Origin of the sequence: Comamonas sp. 26 (assembly GCF_002754475.1) — a bacterium.
In the GTDB taxonomy this organism is placed as follows: Bacteria; Pseudomonadota; Gammaproteobacteria; order Burkholderiales; family Burkholderiaceae_C; genus Comamonas.
On the sequence record NZ_PEFL01000001.1, the window covers coordinates 1,905,694 to 1,921,794 of the forward strand.

Sequence of the window (16,101 nt, forward strand, 5' to 3'; positions counted from 1 at the left end):
CGATGGCCCTTCACGATGTTGGATCGATTCTTGGCCCTTACACCATGTGAATGTCAAGCCAGAATCTGCTCGAAAAACAACTCTATCCACCTATTCTGAGATAGCGCAATCAGAGTTCGCTGCTTGTGGCCATCTCAATTTAAGAAATAGTTCTTTGTTGAGATGGCCTTTGTCTGACTACATGACGCGGACGCCATCCAAGCATGAATCGACGGAAGCGTTTTACCCTTCCTATCAGTGTCTACGTCTGCTTAGAGCAGCTCCGCTTCTGCTGTCGGTGGTTGATCTCGGAGGATCAAATTCCTTTTGGGGAAAGAATGCCTAACCACGCCACACTCGCCAAAACTAGAACTGCAAGTGTTGTCTCCATGACCAGGCTCTGGCGTAGCTTAGAGACTGCTTGCGCACGATTCCCTGAGCCCAATGATGCCTCCAGACTTGGACTAAGCCGGAATCGATTTGCTGCTGCCAATGCAAGCATTCCGAGAACCAGCATTAGCTTGCCTAGCAGCAACTGACCATAGAGTGTTGAAACAAGCGGATCAAGCGAAGGCCCTGCGATCAATACATAGTTGACTACGCCACTGGCTGCAAGAACGAAAACGATCAGAGTTCCGACATGGGCAAAGCCGTTTGATGTGCGGCTCAGTATGGCTACGGTGTCCTGTGTCGCATTTGCCCTACTTGTGGCTAAGATCAAAAAAGCAAGCAACGCGCCGACCCATGCACCTGCTGCCCAGAGGTGGGAGATGTCTGAAGCAAGGTGGATGTATCCACGCATTCCGTCGTCCATCGCTCCATGACCAGCCCAGGCCAGTGTCGCCAGCGCTACACCGCTAGATACGGACATGGCAACGAAGCGAAACGTTGGATTGAACTTCACTAGGGCAATCAAGATGCAAAGCGCTAGCGCAAGAATACGAATGCACCAAGCAAGGCCCATGTGAGTGCCGGTGATGAGCATCTCGAAGATATGCGTTGACAACTCGGAGTAAGTTTGCGCACCGGACATGGCCTTGGCAAGGACTGTCATGCCAATCACTGACAGTCCAATCCCGATTACTGCACATACACCAACGCAAACGCGATAGCGACGCGCAATTGCCAAGGATCGCTCGTCATGGCCAAGGGCATAGACGCCGAACACGGCGACGCCAAAAGCTGCAGCCATGTCCAGATAAAGCGCGAGGCGCAAAACGATGGTGAACCAATCCTCGGCCATTTGGTTACTTCACCTGAAATGTGACATTGCCATTGATCGGGTGTGTGTCCGAAGACACGGCACGCCAATCCACGCGATAGGCACCGGGTTGAAGTGCTTGCGCAGGAGTAATGACCATGGTTTTGCCATCGCTAGCGCCAGAGACGCTTGCGCTGACCTTCATTGCACCGTGGTTCGGCATCCCGGGCATGCCCGTCATGATCAAGTTCGCAGCCGAGAACTGAGGAACCAGCGTTTCCGAGAACTTCAGCTCAATCGTTGCAGGTGCAGCAACCTGCGACTTATCCGCAGGAGAGGAGGAAACTAACGAAGGATGTGCAAATGCTGCGGAAGCGAACAGTGTTGCGGCAATTGGCGCGATGAACTTAGCGACCAGGTTTGAGCGGTTCATGAGGACTCCTATCTAAGTGTGATGGTGGTTTGAAAACAGATGTCGAATCTAGGTCTGTAGAGTTGGCGCTCCCAAGGACGCGCCAACTAGGAAGGGGACATTGGTCTGGCTAGAACCAGAAGCGGACACCGGCCACCCAACGTGTTTGCTGCGCACGGCCACCGTCGGCACGAACGAGATCTGCGGTTCGCCCGAAACTTCCCGCACGTTCCACTCCGATATATGGAGCGAACTGACGGCTGAACTCGTAGCGCAGTCGCAGGCCAGCAGATGCTTCGGCTAGGCCCTTGCCGATATGCCGCTCTGGATCATCCTTGCCGTAAAACTGCATTTCAGCTCTAGGCTCAAGGATCAGGCGCTGAGTCAGCAATAGTTCGTAGCTTGCATTTAGGCGAAGCGCAGTTCTGCCGCCACTGCCAACATAGGCTGTGGCCTCCAGCTCGAACCAGTAAGGGGCCAGGCCCTGCACACCAAATGCCAGCCATTGACGGCTAGGTCCCACGCCGTTGTCTAAGCGCAGACCCAACTGTGTATCCCAATAGGTTGTGGCAGCACGGCTCCAAAGCAGTTCGGTGCGAGACTCTTCGAGCTTTCCTTTGGCGACGTCACCTTCTGCCTTCAAGACAGCTTTGTTGTATGAGGTCCCGTACCATGCTTGCAAGTCATAGGCCGTTGAATCATCACCTCTGCGTGAAAAACGGCGTTCCAGGGTCTCACCACGCAGCGAGGCAAAGGTATGCTCGTCCGCAAGCATCAAGCGCGGGACGCCAGGCACCGCGTAATCGCCCGATCCCAAGGTCAACCCATTGGAATACCCATGTGGGTCGCGAGCATCTGGAGGTGCGGATCCCCCTTGCATCTGCATGCTGCCGTGATCCATCGCAGGGCCGCTTGCAGCGCTGCCAGTCATAGCACCATGACCTGCATGTGGATCAGCTGCAGTTGTGGCAGGGCTTGCCGGTGCTTCCATTTGCATATTCGCTTGGCCATGCGATGAATGGTCGCTTTGCGCCTGGGCCGCAATACTCACCAGAGCGAGGAGCGCAGTGGACAATGCACGAATAGGGAGTGCTTTGGACATTTTTGATCTTCCTTGTGAGGTTTGTTCAAGACACTACGACTTCGCGGAACATGCCTGCATCCATGTGGAACATCAGGTGGCAATGCCATGCCCAGCGCCCCAGAGCATCTGCCGTCACCAAGAAGCTGATGCGTTGTGCAGGCTGTACTGGCAAGGTGTGTCGACGGGCGAGGAATCGACCATCAGGGCTCTCCAGTTCACTCCACATCCCATGCAAGTGCATAGGGTGAGTCATCATCGTGTCGTTGTGCAGGATGACTCGCAAACGCTCGCCGTGACGGAAGTGAACAGGCGTTGATTGCCCGAACTCCAATCCATCAAGAGACCAGGAATATCGCTCCATATTCCCCGTCAGGTGCAACTCCACCTCTCGTCCAGGACCGCGCGAGTCCATCGGACCTGAAGGTGTATGCAGATCTGCCAAGGTCAGCACCCGTCTGCCGTTATTGCGCAGACCGATACCGGGATCGTCAAGATTGGTGCGGGCCATATCGACTCGCATATCTGTTCTTGCGCCATATTCAGTGCGAGCATGGCGTGCGGTGGTGCTGGGCACTGCCAAGCTCCCAGCAGGCTTGGCATGCTGACTATGGTCCATCGCCATACCACCGTGATTCATGCCGGCCATCGCACCATGATCCATGCCGGCCATTGCCCCCGACATACCAGCCATCCCGGCCATACCCGTCATCCCAGACATGCCGGTCATCCCAGACATGCCGGTCATGTCCATGTCGGCTCCAGAACTGCCATGGCTCATGGCGCCCATCATGTCGCTCATACCCAGCCATTCGACGGGATCGAGTGCGGGGACTGGAGCCTGCAGGCCTTCGCGCACTGCTAACGTAGCGCGTGCGTAGCCTGTTCGGTCCATCGACTGGGCAAAAATCGTATAGGCGTCATCACGTGGCTCGACAATCACGTCTATGGTTTCGCCAGGGCCGAATCGGAATTCATCGACAGTCACAGGCTCTACGTCGACACCGTCAACATGCACCACCGTGAGCTTCAGGCCCGGTATACGTACGTCATAGAAGGTATTGCCCGCGCCGTTGACCATGCGCAGCCGGACACGCTCGCCCGGACGGAAAAGAGCAGTCCAATTGCCTGCAGGTGTGACGCCATTTGCGAGGTAGGTCAGGGTCGCAGAAGAGAGGTCGGCTAAATCCGTTGGATTCATGCGCATCTCGTTCCACATCTTGCGCTTGTCTAATGCCGCTGACACGCCATCACGCGATGCATCACGGAAGAAATCAAAGACCGTGGGCTGGTTGTAGTTGTAGTAGTCGCCCTGAACCTTGAGCTTTGCGAAAACGCGCATGGGGTCTTCGTCAGTCCAGTCAGAGAAGAGCACGACATGGTCACGATCTGCACGGATAGTCTCAGGTCCTGCGGGATCAATGATGATCGCTCCATACATGCCGGTGAGTTCCTGCATGCCTGAATGTGAGTGATACCAGTAGGAACCGCTTTGCTGAACCTTGAAGCGGTAGGTAAACGTCTCTCCAGGAGGAATGCCCGCAAAGCTGATGCCTGGAACTCCATCCATCTGGTAGGGCAAGATAATGCCGTGCCAGTGGATAGAAGTTGCCTCCCGTAGCTTGTTCGTGACGCGAATGGTCACAGTTTCTCCCTCACGCCAGCGCAGGGTAGGCCCAGGAAGAGAACCATTGATGGTGGTCGCCATACCTGGCTTCCCGGTGAAGTTCACCGGGGACTCGGCGATCACCAAATCGAACTCATTGCCACGCAGTACTGGCGCAGCGCCACGCACCGTAGCGCCTTGTTGGGCGAAGGCCATGAGCGACTGTGTCGACAGTCCTGCTAGAACGCCACCTGCGGCTAGCCCCTGAACAAAACGCCGACGAGAGAACCCTTGTGAGGGAGTAACAAGAAATGGCGAACGACGCGGCATAGGGTGAAATCCTCCAGAGCTTTCAACAAAATCGTTTTCGGCGACGCTTGCTTGAAGCAAAGAGCGCTCGATATGTTCAGTATGCTAGGGCGCGCTGAATTTCGGTGGAGTGACTCGCTCATTACATTCATGTAATGCTCGCGTCATGTTCACTGCGACTGGAGGCGTCTATCAAGAAATGCCTTCGTTGCAGCCAGGAGGTTCACTCTGCTCGCCACGCTTGATGACTGACCAGGAGGGAGCAACTAGGCAGTGTTAAGTCTTTCTATCGCCAGGATTTCAGGAGCATTACATTTTTCTTATCTTCATGTCAGAGGGCGTCAAACTAGGCACACTCTTGAGCATCTACTGCAGCGGAGCGATTACATGAGGGTTTTGATTGTCGAGGATGAGCCTAAAACAGGTGAGTACCTGCGCCAAGGGTTGACCGAAGCTGGCTACATTGCTGATCTGGTTCCAAATGGTTCAGATGGCTTGCATATGGCTCTGCAAGGAGAATACTCATTGGTGATCTTGGACGTCATGCTGCCGGGTCTCAATGGTTGGCAGGTCCTCCAAGCTCTGCGTGATCGGGGCCTACATATGCCGGTCCTGTTTCTTACTGCACGGGACCATGTCGAGGATCGCGTCAAAGGGCTGGAGCTCGGTGCAGATGATTACCTGGTGAAGCCGTTTTCGTTTGCTGAGCTACTTGCCAGAGTTCGCATCATTCTTAGACGAGGACATCCGGCCAACGAAGGCACTACTCTGACTGTTGCAGATCTTGAGCTAGACCTGCTGCGTCGACGTGTATCTCGCAATGGCAAACGTGTTGATCTCACCGCCAAAGAGTTTGGACTCTTGGAGTTGCTGATGCGTCGTCATGGTGAAGTGCTGCCACGTTCGTTGATCGCATCGCAGGTATGGGACATGAATTTCGACAGCGACACCAACGTCATTGAGGTGGCCATGCGCCGTCTGCGAGCCAAAATTGATGAAGGCCACTCGATCAAACTAATCCAGACCGTACGGGGAATGGGCTACGTGCTTGACGTTCCTGAGGAGGAATAGGTGCAGCGTTTCACTCGCAAGGGAAAGCTCTCTTTAACTAGTCGTTTGGCCCTTTTCTTCACGTCTGTTGCGGCAGCCGTAGTGCTTGGCTTAGGTGGTTTGTTCCTAGTTGTTACAGAAAAGCATTTCGTGGAATTGGACCGAATGACGCTTCAAGACAAGCGCCATTTGATCGAGAAAATTCTCCAGAACACCAAGTCGGTCGATGATGCTCGTTGGCGTTTAAATGAGGCACTGAACTATCACGAGGATCTTCAAGTCCAGGTGAAAGATGCCCAAGGAGAAACCGTATTTCAATCGCCCGCATCCGGCTTTGCAGTGCCGGATCGCAACTCGGGTTTTATCGACAAGGAAGGATCGTTTGGGGTGTGGCGGCACGCAGATGCAGAATTCCACACCTTGAGCTTTGAGACGCTACCGGCCTACGCACCGTCACCATTAAAGGTACTGATCGCTGCAGACACAAAGCATCACATTCAATTTCTCGACGGAATTCGAGCAAGCTTCGCCATTTATGTGATTGCCGCAATTTTGCTGTGCTCGCTTCTGTCTTGGCTCGCCGCTCGGCAAGGGCTGGCACCGCTGCGAGAGATGAAATCACGGGCGGCATTTGTGACCGGGCAGAAGATGAGTGAACGCATGCCGGTCGAGGCTGTGCCCGTTGAAATGGCCGATCTGGCGCATGAGCTCAATCGCATGCTGGATCGGTTGCAGGATGATTTTCAGCGACTGACAGATTTCGCGTCTGACTTGGCCCATGAACTACGTACACCCATCAGCAACCTGTTGACCCAGACTCAGGTTGTGCTGGCGTCCAAGCGTGATGCCGCGACATACAGAGACATTCTTGCCTCGAATGCCGAAGAGTTTCAGCGTTTGGCTCGCATGGTGTCAGATATGCTGTTCCTGGCCAAAACCGAACGGGGCGTGAGCTTGCCGCGTAAGGAGCAGTTCTTCGCACAACAAGAAGCATATGCATTGCTGGAGTTCTACGAGGCTGTCGCGGAAGAAAAGCAAATTCATTTGAAATTAAAAGGCGATGGACTCATTGATGGTGATCGGCTGATGTTTCATCGTGCTGTGAGTAATTTGCTATCTAATGCTTTGCGCTACACGCCGCAAGCAGGCATGGTCACCATCGACATTGAGACCGCAGCTTCCTGGACACTTGTCACTGTGGAAAATACAGGGCAGGACATTGATCCCAAAGTCCTGCCCAGGTTATTTGACCGCTTCTACCGAGCTGACCCTTCCAGGGCTCATCCGGACTCAGACGGTAGCGGATTGGGTTTGGCAATCACCCGAGCAATTGTCGAAGCTCATGGAGGCTCCATTACCGCCACTTCAGCCGATGGACGAACTCGCTTCACCTTGAAATTCCCCACTCCGCAGCCGACTTCCTCAGTAGATCAGAAAACAGGTTTTTCTTGAAAGCAAGAAGACACTATCCGCAGCAAGATGTCTTGGCTGAAGTGGAGCCGCAGCATTTCGTCTGCGGCTTCTCAGCATTTGCCTGCTCGGCTTCTGCTAACGCCAATAATTCTGGAGTGTATCCAGCGGCCTGGATAGCCAACACGTAGTCGGTGTCGCTCAGATCGCCGGAGACTTGCACCGTTTTATCTCGCGCATTCACTCCGATCTTTGCTTCATCATCGATTGCCAAAATGGAGCGCTGAATCCGCGCGGCACAGGCACCACATTTCATGTCATTGATGCGAAAAATAGCCATTACGTACTCCTTTAAAGCTTGTGGCTAAAGTTTCATCCTTCACATCATGTGAATGTCAAGTGTCTGTCTGCACAAGCACTGGAGCACGCGATGTACACCAACTAGGTTGGTCTTCACTTTTCGCTTTGGGCTTTTGGTGTACAGATTTGGGATAAGAACTGCCGCGAAAAAGCTGACAACAATGTCACCGGACAGTCCTGTTTTTGTTGGGCTCTGCTTCCTAAGATCAACCCATCTTCTCCTCACCTTGATCAAGGCCCAGGAGATGTGTTCATCAACTTTCTTAGGAGCCAACCATGTCTCAAAACCGCATCTCCATTTCCTCTGTACTCGCAAGCGTTGCTGCTGTTATCACACTGGCTCTTCCTGGAATTGCGTCCGCAGGCTATGAGCATCCAGCCAACAATGAACAAGGCGTGATCGTGCATCCGGAGCACTTTGTAAGCCAGAAAACCCGAGCTCAAGTCAAGGCCGAGACTGAAGCCGCCATGAAGCAAGGCCGCCTTTCTTACGGTGAAAGCAATTTCCCAAGTGGTACTCCCGAGACTGGATCGAGCAAAACCCGCGAGCAAGTTATCAACGAAATGCGTAATGAAACAACAGCTGAACGGGATGCTCGCATGCAATCAACTGCGAACTAAACACGCTGAGTGTGAAGCCCCCTCGCTTTCCTGTGTGACATAAAAGCAGAGGTTGGTGAAACTTTTAACAAAATACGCGACCGGCGGTCTTCGGCTCAACGATTCGTGCAAACGATAGTGGTTGTAAAAATGCTGCCAGCCCTCGTTCCTAGACCGGACTTCCTGTACGGATCCATAGACATCGCAGTCGAGCACCTCCGTTCGGCAGGACCTGTTGAAGCGTTCGACGTAAGCGTTCTGGATCGGCGTGCCTCGCTGAATGTGGCGAAGGTTCCTACCCTTGCTCTGCGCCCATCGCTTTACTGCGTGGGCAAGGAACTCTGGCCCTTAGTCCATCAGCATCAGCATCATGGCCATGATCACCATGGGCACAACCACGACGACAACTCAGATCATGGCGACCTTAACTTGCGTTCAGCCTATCTTCACGTCCTTGCGGATGCCGCTACTTCGGTGCTAGCCATCGTTGCTTTGCTGGGTGGAATACACTGGGGTTTTGGTTGGCTGGACCCCTTGATGGGCATCGTCGGTGCGGCTCTAGTCGCCATTTGGGCGTGGGGTCTGTTGTGTGATAGCAGTCGAGTCTTGCTGGATGCCGAGATGGATGCACCAGTGGCCGAAGAAATTCGAGAATCCATCGCCGAAGGTCCATATCGGGCTGTCATCACGGACCTGCACGTTTGGCGGGTGGGCAAAGGGAAATATGCCGCCGTCATTGCCGTAGAAGGAAACTCTGAAGTCACCCCTGACTACATCCGCCAACTTGTCACTATTCATGAGGAGTTAGCGCATGTTTCAGTGGAAGTGAATCCACTGAACTCATCAACGGCACTCATATAAGCATTTGCTTGGCCGCTGCTTTCGCCGGAAGCAGACTCTCGTGACTTTTCATTGAGCGGCAGCTTTCTGCCTCAGTGGAAGCGTTACGCAAATTCAGTCAGTATGAGCAATACTGGTCTGGCCGTGCGTCAAACAATTTCGCAGCGTCCACAAAGATTGTGGGAGATACCTTCCACATATAATTTCTGAACTATGACACGCCGTCTGGCCATGTTCTTCGTGATGCTGAGCGTCTTCTGGCAAGCCCTTGCTGTGGCTGGCCAGATGCCTGTCTTCGCGTCACATGAAGCGCTTGAGCATGCGGCGATGCATCTTCAAGAGGAAGGCCACCACCACCATGATGATGGTGCCGTGGAGCTCGATGACTCCTCTGACTCCAAACTGCACATGATGGCCAATGGGATGCCATCTGCAGCGGTTGAAGCTTTCACCTTGAGTGTTCCGGTGCCCGACTGGGTAAGCTCTCCACTCTGCCCGGTCGTCGATTCCATGCTCCCCCATCCGATCCTGGAAGGTCTTCGACGGCCTCCCAGACTCACAGCCTAGCTCTCTTTAGGTCGGCTTCATCCGTCTGAAGCCATCCCTTCGTTCGTGCATGTCAGATCTGTCGCAGTACCTCGCGACGGTATTGCTATGTACCCAGAGCATTTAGAGGCTTTGTGAACCCCAAAATTAAATGGAGGCTCTGCATTCTTGCAGGGCTGACGTTGGCGTGCACGTCGTACGCACAGCCAATGGAAAGCGTTGCTGCGCCAAAATCGAGCAGCAACATTCAAAAAACAACCTTGGCGACTGCCGTTGAGGCGGCCTGGAGCCGCGCCGTTGCCTCTGCTGAGGCTGCAGGCATTTCTCGGCAGGCAGCCGCAGAAAAGCAAGCATCAAGTGCTCTTTGGGCTGCACCTCCCTCAGTGGAGTTGAGCCACCGCAATGACCGCCTGCAAAGCAACAATGGCGCTCGCGAGACTGAAGTAGCTTTGGCGGTGCCGCTCTGGCTTCCCGGCCAGAAAAGCGCCAAGCAACAAGCCGCAGATTCGTTGTCATCTCTATCTCAGTTGTCTGAAACTGAGGGAAAACTGCGTGTTGCAGAGGTTGTCCGTGAGTTGCATTGGCAGATTGCTGAGTTGCAGGCCAGCCAATCTTTGTCAAAGCAGCAGACCAGCACTTTTGCGGCCATCGCATCAGACGTGGATAAACGTGTGAAAGCCGGTGATCTGGCAAGAGCAGATGCCTTGGCAGCCAAGGGGGAGCTTTTAAGCGCACAAGCAACTCAGTCACAGGCTGAAACCCAGCTTGAAGCAGCAAAGCGCCAGTGGACAGCCCTGACAGGATTGGCCCAAACACCTGACGCTACGTTTGCGAGTGCTGAAAGCCCATCTCCTCGCCAGTTGGCTGAGCATCCCGAACTGTTGCGTGCAGAACAGCAAGTAGACCTGGCACGTAAGCGTTTGGATTTGGTTGCCAAATCGAATCGCAGTGCTCCAGAGCTGATCACCAAGTTCAGGCAAGACATTCCAGGCCATGGTCAGGGTTCCGCCTACAGCCTGGGCCTTGCTGTGCGTATTCCGTTCGGCACAGACGATAGAAATGCACCCTTGCAAGCTGCCGCCTTGACCGAGCTGGACATAGCTCAGCGCAAGGAACAGGTGCTTCGTGCTCAGTTGTCTGCTCGCATGGAAAGCGCCAAGGCTGCAGCAGCGGCAAGTCAGTTGCAGTTGCAGACCGAGCGTGAAAAAGCCGCGTTGCTTAACGAACGAGCCAAGCTGATTCGTGCCGCCTTCAATGCAGGCGAGACATCGCTCCCAGAGCTTCTGCGCGCAGCCAGTGCCGCAGCTCAAGCCGACTACAGCGCTGCTCGGCAGGAGGCTGCATTTGGCCTCGCACGTGCACGTCTTCAACAAGCCTACGGACAACTGCCATGAATTCTCCGTTTTCAACTCCTTGCGCCGTGAAGCGCTTGCTCTTACTGGGTGGCTTCGCCCTTACTACAGGGATCGCCTTGGCATCCCCTGGTGCACACGGTCCCAATGGAGAGCATTTGGACGCAGCACCTACGGCAGGAGCCACTTCTTCTGCACCCAGGTTCGAGGCTAAGTCCGAAGACTACGAGCTGGTTGGTCGCCTGCAGGGCGGTGAGTTTTCGATGTTCATTAATCGATTCGCTACGAATGAACCCGTGGATCAAGCCAAGGTGGAAGTCGAGCTGGGTCAACTGAAAGCCCCTGCGCCTTATCACTCGGACCAGGGCGACTATGCCGTGGCTGACGAGAAGTTCTTGGCAGAACTCGGCAAGAAAGGGTCACACGCGCTGGTGATCACGATTCTGGATGGCAAAGAGTCTGACCTGCTGGACGGCACTTTGGAAGTCGGGGCGACCCAAGCTGCAGCTGAGGCCACCCATGCTCATGGAGATGAAAACGCTTTGCTGTTTGGCGCATTGGCAATTGCGGCATTGGCCGCAGTGGGTGGATTGGGATGGCTCTTAGGCCGTGGCTCTAACAGCAAGGTAGCAAAGGGAGGCGCCCAATGAAACGCATCGTCATCATGTCTGCGGTCTTGGCCGTCACCATGGCTCAAGCCTCTCCGGGCGCTCATGGCCCCAACGGAGAGCATCTGGATACCGCCTCGGCCGCTCCATCGGCAGCAGGTTTGAGTCGTCTGCCTGATGGCAGCGTCAATGTGCCCATGTTGTCCCAGCGTCGATTGGCAATTCGCACGGAAATTGCCCTGATGTCCGAAGCAAGCGCAACCACCGAACTGCCAGCCAAAGTCATCGCGGACCCCAATGCAAGCGGCCTGGTTCAGACGGTTGTGGGCGGAAAGATTGAGGCCGGATCCCAAGGCTTGCCGTTTGCTGGCAAGACTGTACGTAAAGGGGAGGTCCTGGCGGTCGTAGCCCATCACGCAGATCCACTTGCCTTGTCAGGACAGCGTGCCCAGTTGGCCGAGCTCAGAGGTGCCCGCGAAATTGCGCAAAAGCGTGTGGAGCGACTCAAAGGGCTTGAAGGCACTGTCCCACGCAAAGAGATTGAAGCGGCTCAGACAGAGTTTGCAAGCCTGAGGGCACGTGAAAGCGCAATCGGTGGCGGACTTGCTGCCAAGGAAAACGTTGTCGCACCGGTTTCGGGTGTCATCGCCAGCGCCAATGTGGTGCTCGGTCAGGTTGTCGAATCCAAGGATGTCTTGTTTGAGATTACCGATCCAGCCAAGGTCATGGTGGAGGCCACAACGGCCGATCCTGCTCTAGCAGCCAACATCAGTGCAGCAACGATCAAAGCGACGCCGGGAGTCCGTTTGGAGCTCATTGGTGCTGGTCGAAGCTTGCGTGACGGTGTGTTGCCATTGACCTTCAAGGCGGTTGCGTCCGATGGCACTCAACAGCTACCGATTGCTATTGGCCAACCTGTCACCGTGATTGCCAACTCCAAGCAAAGTGTCAAAGGCTTTGTTCTTCCCGCACAGGCGATTACTCGCAACCCTGCCAATGAGCCTGTCGTCTGGATCAAGTCAGGTGCAGAGCGCTATATCCCTCAGCCCGTGCAGTACCAAGCGTTGGATGCGAACCGGATCGTCGTTACCAAGGGGCTTGGCGATGAAAACCGGGTCGTGGTTCAAGGTGCGGCGCTGATCGCACAAATCCGCTGAACTGTGAGGTGACACATGTTCAACTGGATTGTTCGTAACAGCCTGCATAACCGGCTGTTTGTGCTGGCGTTCGCTGCGATATTGATGGTCTACGGGATCATCACAGCGGTCAAAACGCCTGTTGATGTCTTCCCGGACCTCAACAAACCTCTAATCACTGTTCTGACCGAAGCCGGGGGCATGGCCCCTGAAGAAGTCGAGCAGTTGGTGACTTTCCCCATTGAAACAGCATTGAATGGCATGCCGGGGGTCACTCGCGTGCGCTCCATGTCCGGGGTCGGTTTGTCGATTCTCTATGCCGAGTTTGACTGGGGAACTGACATCTACCGCAATCGCCAGTTGGTGGCGGAGCGGCTTGCGCTCGTACGCGAGCGACTTCCCGCTGATGTGGTGCCGGTGATGGGCCCTGTGTCTTCCATCATGGGTGAGGTCATGCTGCTGGCCTTGCCCTTGAATGTGGGCGAAAAAGGCGCATCGGCCGCAACACCCATGCAGGCACGGGAGTATGCAGACTTTGTGCTGCGTCCTCGCTTGTTGGCTGTCCAAGGTGTTTCGCAAGTCATTCCCATCGGGGGTGAAGTACGTCAATTGCGTGTCGAGCCTGACACCGCCAGGATGGCTCAGTTCGGCGTCACCCTTTCTCAGCTGGAAGCGGCTCTCAAGGGGTTTGCAGGCAACGCAGGCGGCGGTTTCATAGACCTCAATAGCAGGGAATATCTGATCCGCCACATTGGGCGTACCAACAAGGTCGAGGACCTGCAGTCCGCTGCAGTGGCCTGGCGAGATGGCCGTCCAATCCGCCTGGAGCAGGTTGCCAATGTCCGGTTTGCTCCGGCCATGAAGCGCGGTGACGGTGGTTACAACGGCTCTCCTGCGGTCATCGTCAGCGTTCAGAAGCAACCTGAAGCCGATACCGTTCGCGTGACGCGTGACATCGAGCAAGCGCTTCGTGAACTAAGCAAGGGCCGTCCTGAAGGCATCAACGAACCAAGAGCCTTGTTCCGACAGGCGGATTTCATTGAAGCCTCCATTGGCAACGTGACAGAGGCACTGCGTGATGGAGCCATCATGGTCGCCATCGTTCTGTTTGCCTTCTTGCTCTCAGCCAGAACCACTCTGATCTCACTGGTCGCGATCCCACTGTCGCTGGCTGCCACGGCGCTGGTATTTCACTGGCTGGGACAATCCATCAATGTGATGACCTTGGGCGGACTTGCCATTGCCATTGGCGAGTTGGTTGACGATGCGGTGGTGGACGTAGAAAACATTCTGCGCAGACTCAAGCAAAACCGGGAGCAGGAGCACCCGATGCCGACGCTTGAGGTTGTGCGCAAAGCCAGCGTGGAGGTTCGCTCCGGCATCGTTTATGCCACGGCCATCGTGGTGCTGGTGTTCGTGCCGCTGTTTGCTCTGCCAGGGGTCGAAGGCCGCTTGTTCTCGCCGCTGGGCATCGCCTACATCATCTCCATTCTGGCTTCCATGCTGGTGTCGATGACGGTGACGCCGGTACTGTGTTCCTACCTCCTGCCGAGAATGAAGCGCATTGATCATGGGGACAGCCCCATCGTCAGACGCCTCAAGCAATGGGATGAAAAGCTGCTGGCTTGGTCTTTCCCAAGAAGCAAAGCGCTGATGGCTACGGCCTTGGCTGCAGTAGTGATTGCACTGGCCAGCGTTCCCTTCTTCCCGAGAGCGTTCCTGCCAGCCTTCAATGAAGGCTCGCTGGTTCTGGGCATGGTGTTCAATCCGGGGACGTCATTGGCAGAAGCCAATCGAATGGGCTCCTTGGCTGAGACCTTGATCATGGAGGTGCCCGAGGTCACCCAGGTTGGGCGCAGAACAGGCCGGGCTGAGCTGGACGAGCACGCGGAAGGGGTTCACTCTGCAGAGATCGACGTTGATCTGAAGCGCAGCGAGCGTGATCGTGAAGCCGTGATGGCCGATATTCGCGCAAAGCTGTCTGTGCTGCCCGCACAAGTTGCTGTGGGCCAGCCGATTTCTCACCGCCTGGATCACTTGCTGTCCGGTGTTCGCGCTCAGATCGCCCTGAAAATTTCTGGTGACGATACCGACACGCTGCGTGGTTTGGCCGAGCAGATGCGCCAAAGTCTTTCAAGCATCCCTGGCCTGGTTGACCTGACCGTCGAGAAGCAAGTGCTGATTCCTCAGATTACTGTGCGTCTTGACCATCAGAAAGCCGCCCAGGTGGGGTTGGCTCCCGGGGAGGCTATTCGTGTGCTGCAAGCGCTGACGGATGGTGCTCATGGTGCACAGATCGTGGATGGCCCTCGTCGCTACGAACTGGTGTTGCGTTTGCCCGATGAAGGTCGCAGCCCGCAAGACCTGGCTCGAACCCTGATCGACACGCCGGCTGGCAGGATTCCTGTCTCAGCGATTGCGACGGTCTCCGAGACGGATGGACCCAACCAGATTGGCCGGGAAAACGGTCGTCGTCGCATCGTGGTCTATGCCAACACGGACGGTTCAGACATGAGTCGTATCGTGCGTGACATTCGTGCGGCGATAGATCGCACCCAGTTACCGACAGGCAACTCCATCTCTCTGGAGGGGCAGTTCCAGGCTCAGGAGCAGGCTGCGCAAAAGATTGCGTGGCTATCGCTGATGTCTCTGGCTTTGGTGTTCCTGGTGCTTTACACACGCTACCGCTCCACGACGCTGGCCTTGATCATCATGGCCAATATCCCGTTGGCTCTGGTGGGCAGTGTGATTGCAATGTGGCTTTCGGGAATCACGCTCTCCGTGGCCTCCATGGTGGGCTTCATTACCTTGACAGGCATTGCAGTTCGCAATGGCATCCTCAAGGTGAGCCACTACATCAACCTCTGCAAGTTTGAAGGGGAGCAGTTCGGCCAGTCCATGGTTGTCCGCGGCTCACTGGAGCGCCTGACACCTGTGCTGATGACTGCGCTGGTAGCTGCGTTTGCCCTGACGCCTTTGCTGCTGTCTGCCGATGCTGCTGGCAAGGAAATCTTGCATCCAGTTGCGGTGGTCATCTTCGGTGGTTTGGTGAGCTCCACGCTCCTAGATACGTTGTTGACTCCACTGATGTACCTGGCATTTGGTCGAACGGCCACCGAAAAGCTTCTGGCTTCAAATCCAGAAGCCGAAGGCACGCCTGAGCAGCAAGAAGCGTTTTAAAGCAATTACGGGCTTTGAGGCGCAGCCCTTGATGCGCCTCGCTTTAGCTAGGAATAGTTATGAAAAAACTGCTGTCTGCAGCTGTCCTGGGCCTTTCTCTGATCAGCATGAACGCCATCGCGCATGGCACTGCCAAGCCTCAGCACGGCGGCATTGTCCAATCGGCCAGCGATCTGTCCTTTGAACTGGTTCCACAAGCCAATGGTGCTGCCATCTACGTAATCGATCACGACGATCCTGCTGACGTGAGCAAGATGGGCGGAAAACTGACCGTGCTCAATGGTGCGGAAAAGTCTGAAGCCGACATCAAGCCTGCCGGTGGCAACAAACTTGAAGCAACAGGTATCAAGGTTGCCAAGGGCAGCAAAGTTGTTGCGACCATCACCGGCGTTGAAGGCCAAACTGTCACCGTGCGTTTTTCGGTGAAGTAA

General features: G+C 55.2%; 16 protein-coding genes. 10 read left to right on the forward strand and 6 right to left on the reverse strand.

Annotated elements, in window-relative coordinates; all coding sequences use genetic code 11:
* Positions 1-295: 295 nt before the first annotated feature.
* The 4 genes from copD to CLU84_RS08835 form a co-directional block, all read right to left on the reverse strand.
* Complete coding sequence (gene copD / locus CLU84_RS08820) at positions 296-1,222, reverse strand: copper homeostasis membrane protein CopD (RefSeq protein WP_099736877.1); 927 nt, start codon at positions 1,220-1,222, stop codon at positions 296-298.
* Between the two features lie 4 nt (positions 1,223-1,226).
* Complete coding sequence (gene copC, locus CLU84_RS08825) at positions 1,227-1,613, reverse strand: copper homeostasis periplasmic binding protein CopC (protein WP_059441458.1); 387 nt, start codon at positions 1,611-1,613, stop codon at positions 1,227-1,229.
* Positions 1,614-1,722: 109 nt separating this feature from the next.
* Complete coding sequence (locus CLU84_RS08830; RefSeq protein ID WP_003055078.1) at positions 1,723-2,694, reverse strand: copper resistance protein B; 972 nt, start codon at positions 2,692-2,694, stop codon at positions 1,723-1,725.
* 25 nt (positions 2,695-2,719) lie between these two features.
* Positions 2,720-4,609, reverse strand: a complete 1,890-nt coding sequence (locus CLU84_RS08835; RefSeq protein ID WP_099736878.1) for a copper resistance system multicopper oxidase — start codon at positions 4,607-4,609, stop codon at positions 2,720-2,722.
* Positions 4,610-4,975: 366 nt separating this feature from the next.
* Between CLU84_RS08835 and CLU84_RS08840 the strand changes: the two genes are divergently transcribed.
* Positions 4,976-5,659 carry a heavy metal response regulator transcription factor gene (locus tag CLU84_RS08840; protein WP_003055075.1) on the forward strand — a complete coding sequence of 228 codons (684 nt, stop codon included), beginning with the start codon at positions 4,976-4,978 and terminating at the stop codon, positions 5,657-5,659.
* Positions 5,660-7,090, forward strand: a complete 1,431-nt coding sequence (locus tag CLU84_RS08845) for a heavy metal sensor histidine kinase (RefSeq protein ID WP_099736879.1) — start codon at positions 5,660-5,662, stop codon at positions 7,088-7,090. It begins immediately after the preceding gene.
* A 13-nt stretch (positions 7,091-7,103) separates the two neighbouring features.
* Here the strand turns inward: CLU84_RS08845 and CLU84_RS08850 are convergent, their stop codons facing one another.
* Complete coding sequence (locus CLU84_RS08850; protein ID WP_003062225.1) at positions 7,104-7,388, reverse strand: heavy-metal-associated domain-containing protein; 285 nt, start codon at positions 7,386-7,388, stop codon at positions 7,104-7,106.
* Between the two features lie 296 nt (positions 7,389-7,684).
* On the opposite strand from CLU84_RS08850, the gene CLU84_RS08860 reads away from it, so the two are divergent.
* Entirely contained in the window at positions 7,685-8,029 is a 345-nt protein-coding gene (locus CLU84_RS08860) for a DUF4148 domain-containing protein (protein WP_003055069.1), read from the forward strand.
* Here the strand turns inward: CLU84_RS08860 and CLU84_RS22650 are convergent.
* Positions 8,015-8,272 carry an integrase core domain-containing protein gene (locus tag CLU84_RS22650; protein WP_369346160.1) on the reverse strand — a complete coding sequence of 86 codons (258 nt, stop codon included), beginning with the start codon at positions 8,270-8,272 and terminating at the stop codon, positions 8,015-8,017. The genes CLU84_RS08860 and CLU84_RS22650 overlap by 15 nt on opposite strands.
* On the opposite strand from CLU84_RS22650, the gene CLU84_RS08865 reads away from it, so the two are divergent.
* The 7 genes from CLU84_RS08865 to CLU84_RS08895 all read left to right on the forward strand — a co-directional run bounded on the left by CLU84_RS08865 (position 8,159) and on the right by CLU84_RS08895 (position 16,101).
* Complete coding sequence (locus CLU84_RS08865) at positions 8,159-8,869, forward strand: cation diffusion facilitator family transporter (RefSeq protein WP_003062571.1); 711 nt, start codon at positions 8,159-8,161, stop codon at positions 8,867-8,869. The genes CLU84_RS22650 and CLU84_RS08865 overlap by 114 nt on opposite strands.
* Before the next feature lie 192 nt (positions 8,870-9,061).
* Positions 9,062-9,415 (forward strand): hypothetical protein, encoded by a 354-nt coding sequence (locus CLU84_RS22175; protein ID WP_034350255.1) that lies wholly within the window; start codon positions 9,062-9,064, stop codon positions 9,413-9,415.
* 239 nt (positions 9,416-9,654) lie between these two features.
* Positions 9,655-10,788: a TolC family protein gene (locus tag CLU84_RS08875; RefSeq protein WP_233209982.1), complete on the forward strand. Its 1,134-nt coding sequence runs from the start codon at positions 9,655-9,657 to the stop codon at positions 10,786-10,788.
* 116 nt (positions 10,789-10,904) lie between these two features.
* Positions 10,905-11,396 (forward strand): hypothetical protein, encoded by a 492-nt coding sequence (locus CLU84_RS08880; RefSeq protein WP_003081354.1) that lies wholly within the window; start codon positions 10,905-10,907, stop codon positions 11,394-11,396.
* Positions 11,393-12,511, forward strand: coding sequence for an efflux RND transporter periplasmic adaptor subunit (locus CLU84_RS08885; protein WP_003081355.1), 1,119 nt, complete (start codon positions 11,393-11,395; stop codon positions 12,509-12,511). The genes CLU84_RS08880 and CLU84_RS08885 overlap by 4 nt, the downstream gene beginning before the upstream one ends.
* A 15-nt stretch (positions 12,512-12,526) precedes the next feature.
* Positions 12,527-15,670, forward strand: a complete 3,144-nt coding sequence (locus CLU84_RS08890; protein ID WP_003081359.1) for an efflux RND transporter permease subunit — start codon at positions 12,527-12,529, stop codon at positions 15,668-15,670.
* 59 nt (positions 15,671-15,729) lie between these two features.
* Positions 15,730-16,101, forward strand: a complete 372-nt coding sequence (locus CLU84_RS08895; RefSeq protein ID WP_059441454.1) for a hypothetical protein — start codon at positions 15,730-15,732, stop codon at positions 16,099-16,101.

Coding starts and splice junctions, on each gene's coding strand:
- CLU84_RS08865 (WP_003062571.1), top strand. CDS start 8,159: ATGCTGCCAGCCCTCGTTCCTAGACCGGACTTCCTGTACGGATCCATA.
- copD (WP_099736877.1), bottom strand. CDS start 1,222: ATGGCCGAGGATTGGTTCACCATCGTTTTGCGCCTCGCGCTTTATCTG.
- CLU84_RS08850 (WP_003062225.1), bottom strand. CDS start 7,388: ATGGCTATTTTTCGCATCAATGACATGAAATGTGGTGCCTGTGCCGCG.
- CLU84_RS08830 (WP_003055078.1), bottom strand. CDS start 2,694: ATGTCCAAAGCACTCCCTATTCGTGCATTGTCCACTGCGCTCCTCGCT.
- CLU84_RS08885 (WP_003081355.1), top strand. CDS start 11,393: ATGAAACGCATCGTCATCATGTCTGCGGTCTTGGCCGTCACCATGGCT.
- CLU84_RS08840 (WP_003055075.1), top strand. CDS start 4,976: ATGAGGGTTTTGATTGTCGAGGATGAGCCTAAAACAGGTGAGTACCTG.
- CLU84_RS08835 (WP_099736878.1), bottom strand. CDS start 4,609: ATGCCGCGTCGTTCGCCATTTCTTGTTACTCCCTCACAAGGGTTCTCT.
- copC (WP_059441458.1), bottom strand. CDS start 1,613: ATGAACCGCTCAAACCTGGTCGCTAAGTTCATCGCGCCAATTGCCGCA.
- CLU84_RS08895 (WP_059441454.1), top strand. CDS start 15,730: ATGAAAAAACTGCTGTCTGCAGCTGTCCTGGGCCTTTCTCTGATCAGC.
- CLU84_RS22175 (WP_034350255.1), top strand. CDS start 9,062: ATGACACGCCGTCTGGCCATGTTCTTCGTGATGCTGAGCGTCTTCTGG.
- CLU84_RS08860 (WP_003055069.1), top strand. CDS start 7,685: ATGTCTCAAAACCGCATCTCCATTTCCTCTGTACTCGCAAGCGTTGCT.
- CLU84_RS08890 (WP_003081359.1), top strand. CDS start 12,527: ATGTTCAACTGGATTGTTCGTAACAGCCTGCATAACCGGCTGTTTGTG.